The following is a 7,850-nucleotide window of genomic DNA, read 5'->3' as shown; positions in this document are numbered from 1 at the left end:
ATAGTGTTTCTAGCTGGACGCGTGTCTCCTATGACCTGTGCGCCTTGAGCGGAAACGCCTGTGTACAGTTCCGCTTGCGCTACGATCCACGTTTTGACGGCCCCCCTGCCAATCCCGTACAGTTTGCAGTGGATAATTTTCAGTTGATCGATAATAAGCGGGATGTGGAGACCATCAATATTTCTGGTTGTTTTGGTCCCTGCCCGCATGAGTTGGATGTAACGTTCCGCTACAATGGGCCGGTATGTACCACACCAGGCACGCTCAGCTCGGTGGACTTAACCTATGAGGTAAATGGCGCACCCACTACCATTACCCTCACGGGCCTAAATGTAGCAGCAGGCCAGTCCTACACCCACACATTTACGAATGTAAGTGTGCCCCGCCAGTCTTCCCCCGTCAGGGCCTGGGTAGCAAGGCCCAATGGTTTGTCCGATCTTTTTGTGCAGAACGATACCCTCCGTGCCAACCTTGTTAGTTTTCCGAACTGTAACGATAACTGTGTGTGTGCCCAGGAGCTACGCCTGGGGACAACTACTACCAGCCAGACAACCATTGCCACTACAGCAGTTGGCGAGGATCCCAGCTTCAGTAGTTGTTCCACACCCTCAGGTGGTCTTTCTATTGAGAACACCGTTTGGTATAGCTTCACGACAGATGCCACCGGAGGTACTGCAATAATCAATTTTACAAACATAGCCCCTAGTATTGGTACCAGGGGTATTCAGGTGGAGATTTCTGAGGTTACCGGGCCAGATCCCTGTACCCCTTCTGATCGCAACCCGATATTTTGTTCGAGCACTGAGAGCCTTGCCGATGTAAGCTATGATTTTGGCGGTGGAAACTTGCTTCCCAATAGAACCTATATGATTGCCGTGGATGGATTTTCTGGCACGGATGCAACATTCGATGTTACCCTGGTTGGAACGGCCATTCTCCCTGTTGAGGGATTGTTCCTGACGGGCAAATGGCTGGGCAATACCAGCACAGAGCTTAGCTGGAGCACGACACGTGAAGTGAATAACAAGCATTTCGAGCTTGAAAGAAGACCAGAGGGACAAACAGCCTGGAAGCGGGTAACCACGATAGATGGCGTAGGAAATAGCAGTACACTACAGCGCTACGGCCATCTGGATCAGGGCTTGCTAGATCGATCTTATTACTACCGGATTCGGCAGGTAGATTTTGATGGTGCCGCCATTTTTAGCAATACCATACTACTCAGTAGGGATGGGGGTGCAGAAAACCACATCGGAGATGCATACCCCAACCCGAACAATGGTGAGTTCCAGATTCCGGTAGTTATTACCAGGCCAACCACCATTAACCTGAAACTCCTGAATGCTTTGGGACAGGAGGTGTGGAGTAGCCAAATGCAATTAGCGGCTGGCGCGTATAACTTGCCTGTTTCCACAGCTATAGCTCACGGAGTATACCTACTGCAAGTGAAGCTGGGAAGTGATAATCTAAATCAAAAGCTACACATTCACTGAGGAAGTTAACGTGCCTGATGAGCTTCTTTTTCGTGTTGTATTGATACTGGCATCGGGTTTAAATTTATCCGTATGATTGATGTCTTGCCTTTGTTGTTCTCGAAAGAAACAAATTGCGGAATTCGGCTGTTACCATCTTGGTTCAAGAGTCAAGTCCGTTATGAAAAGTGTCCCATTTTCGCTCGTTGTTTTTTTATTCGCATTACTAAATCAAGCATGCATGGCACAGCCAGATCGTACATACCCTGTACAAAGGACTGAGGCAGAGTGGCGGCAGATACTGTCGCCCGAGGAGTACGAGGTGCTCCGCCAGCGGGGTACAGAGCGCTCCTGTTCGGGCGCATATTTTGCCGAGAAAAGACCCGGCACCTACCACTGCAGGGCCTGCAATCAGGCACTGTTTGAGAGCCAAACCAAGTTTGATAGTGGCACGGGTTGGCCCAGTTTTTTCAAGCCCATACAGCAGGGCAGGGTGGTTGAGCTTACGGACCGTAGCCACGGCATGGTGCGTACGGAGGTGGTGTGCAGCAACTGTGGCTCCCACCTGGGCCATGTATTCCCCGACGGGCCCAAGCCTACCGGCATGCGCTATTGCATAAACTCCCTGAGCCTGAAGCTGGAACCAAAAGCCGAGTAATCAGGCCCCCCCCCTCGTTGAGTCATCCATACCGGGTAGGCTTCTCCTGCTACCCAATGCGGGTTATGTCCCCGGGATACCCAGCCCGGAAATCAGCCCGTGCAGGTATTCTGCTGCTTTCCGCATCCTGCTACCGTACCAGCTAAGCATCTCGCCATCCACCCACAGCACCTTTGCCGCTGGGAATAGCTGCCGGTATTGCGCCACGTGCTCTTCGGTATAGCGATAGGGCTCCGAAGAGAGAAACACAAGGTCGGGCTGTAGTTGCTGCAGCGCCTCCACGCTGGCACTGGGGTAGCGCTCCTGCCAGGTGGTGGCTGCCAGGTTTCGGAAGCCAAGGTGCGTGAGTACATCGTGTATATAGGTGTCTGCCCCCACCACCATATAGGGTTCCTGCCAGATGAAGTACAGTACTTTCCTGCCCCCTGCCAGTCCTGCCAGCCTGCGCCAGTGGCTATCTATGTCCTGTACCATTTTGGCAGCCTGGTCGGTTAGGCCCAGTATCTGCCCCAGGTCTGTTATCATGGTTCGTGCGCCGCTCAGGCTGCGCACATCGGTTACGTAAACGGGGTAGTGGGCCGCCAGGGCTTCTACCAGTTCACGGGTTTGCTCCTCCTTTTCAGCTAGTATCAGGTCGGGCTTCAGGGCGTGCAGTCGGTTTAGGTTTACCTTTTTGGTGCCCCCCACCGCTGTTTTGGACCGAGCCTCATCGGGGTGTATGCACCAGTTGGTTACGCCTACCACCTGCGCGCCCGCCCCTAGCTCAAAGAGGGTTTCGGTCTGGCTGGGGCATAGCGACACGATGCGGGCGGGCTGGGCTGGCACATCCACCCTCCGTCCCAAATGGTCGTGCAGGATCATGCGTCCTTATCCGCTTCCTTTTTTTTGCGTGCCGTTTCTTCCTCCAGTTTGTAGGCGGCCAGTATCTTCCGCAGCAGGGCGTGGCGCACCACATCTTTTTCGGATAGATGGATGAGGCCAATGCCCTTCACGTCTTTGAACATCCGGGTGGCCTGCACAAGGCCACTTTTTTGCTGCTTGGGTAGGTCTATCTGGCTGGTGTCTCCGGTTACGATAATCTTGCTGTCGATGCCCATGCGCGTCAGGAACATTTTCAGCTGCATCTCGGTAGCGTTTTGTGCTTCATCCAGGATGATGAAGCTGTTATTCAGGGTTCGGCCCCGCATGTAGGCCAGGGGCACAATCTCTACCGTACCATTTTCAATGTAGTCTTTCAGCTTGGGTGCGGGTATCATGTCTTCCAGCGCATCGTACAGGGGGCGCAGGTAGGGGTCTATTTTTTCTTTCAGGTCGCCCGGCAGGAAACCCAGTTTTTCGCCCGCCTCTACTGCGGGCCGTACCAATACGATTTTTTTTACAAGCTTCTCCTTCAGGGCACGCACTGCCACTGCTACGGCTGTATAGGTTTTGCCGCTGCCCGCTGGGCCAACGGCGAACACCACATCGTTTTTTTCGGCACTTTTTACAATCTGGCGCTGGCCATCGGTCTTGGCCCGGATGGGGCTACCATTCACGCCCTTTAGCAGCATGCCCTCCCCATTCACGTTTGGTGCCAGCTCTCGCTCCACCAGTTCTTCGGGTGTGGAGGTCAGCAGCTCGGCCACCCGTATAGGGTCTATCGGGCCAAACTTGCGGATCTCCTGTATAATCGACTCGATGACCTGCTGGATAACCTCCAGCCTGCCCGGCTCGCCCAGCGTCTTCAGGGTGCTACCCCGGGCAATAAAGCGCACATCCGGATAGGCCTGCTTGATCAGGTCCATATTACCATTATTCACCCCATAAAAATCCATGGGGTTGATTTCATCCAAGACGATGTCTTGCTCTATGATTGCGGCTGCCAAAGAGGTTGAGGGGTTGGGTGAGTTTCTCCTGAGTGGTGTACGAATATGCAGTACAAATGTTAAGTGAATGTTGTGCCAATCCAAAGCCTGATTTTACTGGTTCTTTCGGTTTTTGCTTTTGGCATTCTTTATTTGCGGGATGAGTAGGCTTGTTCGCTTCGTTACACTTCGGTTTAGGCCAGATGGGGTAGCGCACTTTATGGAGATTTTTGACGAAGTGCAGCCTCGTATTCAGTCATTTCCGGGCTGCCTGTATGTAGAGGTGGCTGCCGATCCGTTTGAGCCCGATACATACTACACCCTTAGCCTCTGGGCGGGTGCCGATGCCCTGGAGGCTTACAGGTCGAGCGAGCTGTTTGCAGCCACCTGGCAGCGCACCCGGCAGCTCTTTCGGGCCAAGCCCAGTGCCATGAGCTGGACGCTGACCCTGCCACCCGGCGCTACTTTACCACAATAGGGGTGGGGTAGAGGTAGGTTTTTTCGCAGCTTCTGTTTCGGTAGGCCGTTAGGCGTACGGTGTAGCTACCCGGCTGTGCAAAAGTCTTGGTGGGCGAAACCTCGGTGCTTTCGGACCCGTCGCTAAAGTACCAGTGGTAGCGGTCGGCCTGCTGGCTTTGGTTGATGAATCGTACACTGGCACCAGCAGGGATGCTGGGCTTGGCCAGGTTGGTTTCGAACCGGGCTACCAGCTGGCTACAGGGCTGTTCTTCAATCTTGAGCAGCCAGGCATCCATGCCTCGGCTGGGGGCACTGGCATCAAAGGTGTTATGCTTTTGCCCCAGCACATAGTAGTTGTTTTCGGTAGCTACAATCGCCCGCGCCCCTTCCAGGTCTGGCCCTCCGTAGGTTTCTTGCCACAGGATTTCACCCTGGGCATCGGTGCGGATAACCCATAGGTCTTGCTGGCCCTTGATGTAGCTGTTTTCCAGGTCGTAGTAGTGCGAGTAGCCGCATAGTATATATCCCCCATCTGCACATAGGGCTAGGCCAGTTAGCTGCTCTATGCCCTTTCCACCCCATTTTTTGTCGGTTTGCAGGTTGCCTGTTTCATCTAGCCTTACGAACCAGAACTGCCGGGAGTCCTGGCTGTTAAAGCTGCTGCCCACTGCGGCCAGTACATTGTAGCTATTCGCTACCAGGGCGCACAGCTCGTCTTCGTAGGGTTCTTTCAGCACCCGCTGCCAGCTGGTTTTCCCAGTTGCATCCAGCTTGATCACCCAGGCGTCTCCATTTGTTCGGCTTCGGCTGTTGTCCAGGTCTTCGCTGGTGGTATAGCCCAGTAGCAGGTGGCCCCCGTCGGCTGTGCGGGTTGCAGCGGTTATCCAGTCGTTTTTGGTCCCCCCTAGGCAGAAGCTGTGCAGGATCTGCCCATAGGCATCCAGTTTCAGTATCCAGGCATTGTTCAGCTTGCCGCTGCCAGCAGGTACCTCATAGTCCTTGCTCCAGCTGCTGCCAGCCACCAGGATGCCCTGGTCGGCATCGGGGGCAATGGCAAAGGCCTGATCGCGCCCGGTCCCCCCGAGTGCCTTGTTCCACAGCAGGCTGCCCGTTGGGCTTAGTTTTCCGATCCAGTAGTCCTGCCCTTCGTTATTGGCGTTTGGCTCCGGGTGCAGCAGGTGCTGTGGGGTAGTGCCTGCATAGTAGAAATGCTGCTGGTCGCTGCTCAGGCACAGGTCGTGCACCAGGCCACAGCCCAGGTCGCGCTGCCACAGGTGCTCGCCTGCGGGGCCAATGCCGATGAGTTGCGCCGTGGCACACCCGGCATCGTCGTAGTGATTGTTGGCCAGCACGAGGGTACCGTTTGGCAGCCTCAGCAGGTCGGTGGGGCTATCTGTTCCATCCAGCCCATAAAACCGCTGCCACCCCAGGGTGGGGTAGTACTGTGCCTGCGTACTGCAAAGGGGGACACCGGCAGCCAAACCACCCAGCAGCAAGACACCAACTGCCTGGCGGATAGCCCAGTGCAGTGCCCACTTGGGATTACGCATAGGTAGAGATGGACGGATGGGTGCGGATAGAGAGCGGGGGAACGGACACTAGTTGGCCCGCACCCGTGCCAGCGCCCGCGCCATGGTAACGCCTATCTCGGCGGGACTTTCCACTACGGTTATTCCGCAGTCTGCCATTACGCGCATCTTCTCGGCAGCTGTGCCCTGGCCACCGCTGATGATGGCACCGGCATGGCCCATGCGTCGGCCCGGAGGTGCTGTTTGGCCCGCTATAAAGCCTACTATGGGTTTCTTTACATGGTGTTTTGCCCATTCGGCAGCTATCTCCTCGTTGCTGCCCCCAATCTCGCCAATCAGAATGATGCCCTCTGTGTTGGGGTCTTCATTGAATAGCTTCAGGATCTCCAGGTGCGGAGAGCCAATGATGGGGTCGCCGCCAATACCCACGCAGGTGCTCTGGCCCATGCCTGCCTTGGTAACCTGGTCTACGGCCTCGTAGGTAAGCGTGCCGCTGCGGCTAACGATGCCAATCTTGCCAGGGTTGTGGATAAAGCCGGGCATGATGCCCAGCTTGCACTCGCCCGGGGTGATGATGCCTGGGCAGTTTGGCCCGATCATGCGCACGCCGCGCTCGTCTATATACTGCTTGGCGTACACCATGTCCTTCACGGGTATGCCTTCGGTAATGGTTACAATGAGCTGGATGCCTGCATCTGCTGCCTCCATAATGGCATCGGCGGCAAAGGCCGGGGGCACAAAGATGATGGATACACTGGCCTGTGTGGCTTTTACAGCATCCTCTACGGTGTTAAACACCGGGCGGTCCAGGTGCTTGGTCCCTCCCTTGCCGGGTGTAACGCCGCCCACCACCTGCGTGCCATAGGCGATCATCTGCTGGGCATGGAAGGAGCCTTCGCTACCGGTGAAACCCTGCACCAGGATTTTGCTGTCTTTATTTACGAGGATGCTCATGTAGATCTTGATTTTGAATTAGGCTGCACGAAACTAGGCAATTTTGATAAGGGGACAAACAGCAGAGTCTGTTTTTTTGGCGCCGGGGGGCCATACCCCCCAGTGGCAGGCTGCGAGCGTGCCGATCCGGATAAAGTTTCAAAAAAAATCTCATGAGGGGCTTGACATGGGAAGGAAAAACCTGCCATATTTGTGGCCCGTTCGCGGAAGTAGCTCAGCTGGTAGAGCACAACCTTGCCAAGGTTGGGGTCGCGAGTTCGAATCTCGTCTTCCGCTCCAGACATAAAAGGTCAGTACACTGGCCTTTTTTTGTTTCCGCTAGTGTTTGTGCTAGCTCCCGCTTTTGTGTTGTAGTACAGCACGCCCTGCCCGGGTGGCGGAATCGGTAGACGCGCAGGACTTAAAATCCTGTGGCCAGTAGGCTGTACGGGTTCGACCCCCGTCCCGGGTACCCTTAGCGGGAGTCAAACGGTCTGTAAATCACGTACGGCTGATCTTCCTGCATTTCCTCTCCAGCGCTATCGGTTGCGTGGGGGGCTGCTGGTGCTCAGGTGATAGGGTTGTACTGCTTGGGGCCCTCCTGCAGTACCAGCTGTACGAAGCCCACCCAGGTATACGCCGCCTCCGGCACCGACAGCACCTACACCCTCAGCGGCCTCAGCCCCGACACCCCCTACCAGCTCAGCCTCCTCCCCTTCACCCTGGACGACGACTGCCCCAGCGCCATCCACCTCACCTTCAACGGCCGGCGCCTGGCCTACCGCGGCCTCACCATCGGCAGCACCTACCGCACCCTGCCCGCCGGAAACAGCTGCGCCAGCCGCCTCGCGCAGCTGCAGGCCCAGGCCGACGCCGGCGACCTAAGCTGCCTCTACCAGGCCATAGAGCAGTGGATCGGCTGGGACGCCTGGGGCCAGCACACCGATACCAGCCT

8 protein-coding genes and 2 tRNA genes are annotated in these 7,850 nt (G+C 55.9%); 6 read left to right on the top strand and 4 right to left on the bottom strand.

Annotated features, from left to right (window positions below; translation table 11 throughout):
* On the top strand, window positions 1-1,493 hold a 1,493-nt coding region (locus LW884_10545), incomplete at its 5' end, for a T9SS type A sorting domain-containing protein (protein MCE3008766.1).
* A gap of 220 nt (window positions 1,494-1,713) precedes the next feature.
* Window positions 1,714-2,130 carry a peptide-methionine (R)-S-oxide reductase MsrB gene (msrB, locus tag LW884_10540; protein ID MCE3008765.1) on the top strand — a complete coding sequence of 139 codons (417 nt, stop codon included), beginning with the start codon at window positions 1,714-1,716 and terminating at the stop codon, window positions 2,128-2,130.
* Between the two features lie 63 nt (window positions 2,131-2,193).
* Here the strand turns inward: msrB and LW884_10535 are convergent, their stop codons facing one another.
* The gene (locus LW884_10535; protein MCE3008764.1) at window positions 2,194-2,991 is read right to left on the bottom strand and encodes a helical backbone metal receptor; all 798 of its coding nucleotides are present in this window, start codon (window positions 2,989-2,991) and stop codon (window positions 2,194-2,196) included.
* The gene (locus LW884_10530; GenBank protein ID MCE3008763.1) at window positions 2,988-3,983 is read right to left on the bottom strand and encodes a PhoH family protein; all 996 of its coding nucleotides are present in this window, start codon (window positions 3,981-3,983) and stop codon (window positions 2,988-2,990) included. Before LW884_10530 ends, LW884_10535 begins: the two co-directional genes overlap by 4 nt.
* Window positions 3,984-4,134: 151 nt before the next feature.
* Between LW884_10530 and LW884_10525 the strand changes: the two genes are divergently transcribed.
* Complete coding sequence (locus tag LW884_10525) at window positions 4,135-4,452, top strand: antibiotic biosynthesis monooxygenase (protein ID MCE3008762.1); 318 nt, start codon at window positions 4,135-4,137, stop codon at window positions 4,450-4,452.
* Here LW884_10525 and LW884_10520 read toward each other — a convergent pair.
* Window positions 4,436-5,983 carry a PKD domain-containing protein gene (locus LW884_10520; protein ID MCE3008761.1) on the bottom strand — a complete coding sequence of 516 codons (1,548 nt, stop codon included), beginning with the start codon at window positions 5,981-5,983 and terminating at the stop codon, window positions 4,436-4,438. The two genes, LW884_10525 and LW884_10520, sit on opposite strands and share 17 nt — an antisense overlap.
* Window positions 5,984-6,031: 48 nt before the next feature.
* A complete protein-coding gene (sucD, locus tag LW884_10515) occupies window positions 6,032-6,916 on the bottom strand; it encodes a succinate--CoA ligase subunit alpha (GenBank protein ID MCE3008760.1) in 885 nt (294 codons plus the stop codon).
* A gap of 203 nt (window positions 6,917-7,119) precedes the next feature.
* Here sucD and LW884_10510 point away from each other — a divergent pair.
* From LW884_10510 to LW884_10500, 3 genes are all read left to right on the top strand, one after another.
* Window positions 7,120-7,195: transfer RNA gene (locus LW884_10510), tRNA-Gly, on the top strand.
* Window positions 7,196-7,283: 88 nt separating this feature from the next.
* Window positions 7,284-7,367, top strand: a tRNA-Leu gene (locus LW884_10505).
* 118 nt (window positions 7,368-7,485) lie between these two features.
* A partial coding sequence (locus LW884_10500; protein ID MCE3008759.1) for a hypothetical protein occupies window positions 7,486-7,850 on the top strand: 365 nt, incomplete at its 3' end.

Source organism: Bacteroidota bacterium, from assembly GCA_021300195.1.
GTDB lineage: Bacteria > Bacteroidota > Bacteroidia > J057 > JAJTIE01 > JAJTIE01.
Note: the sequence above shows the minus strand (reverse complement) of the source record. Positions and strands in the feature narration are given on the sequence as shown.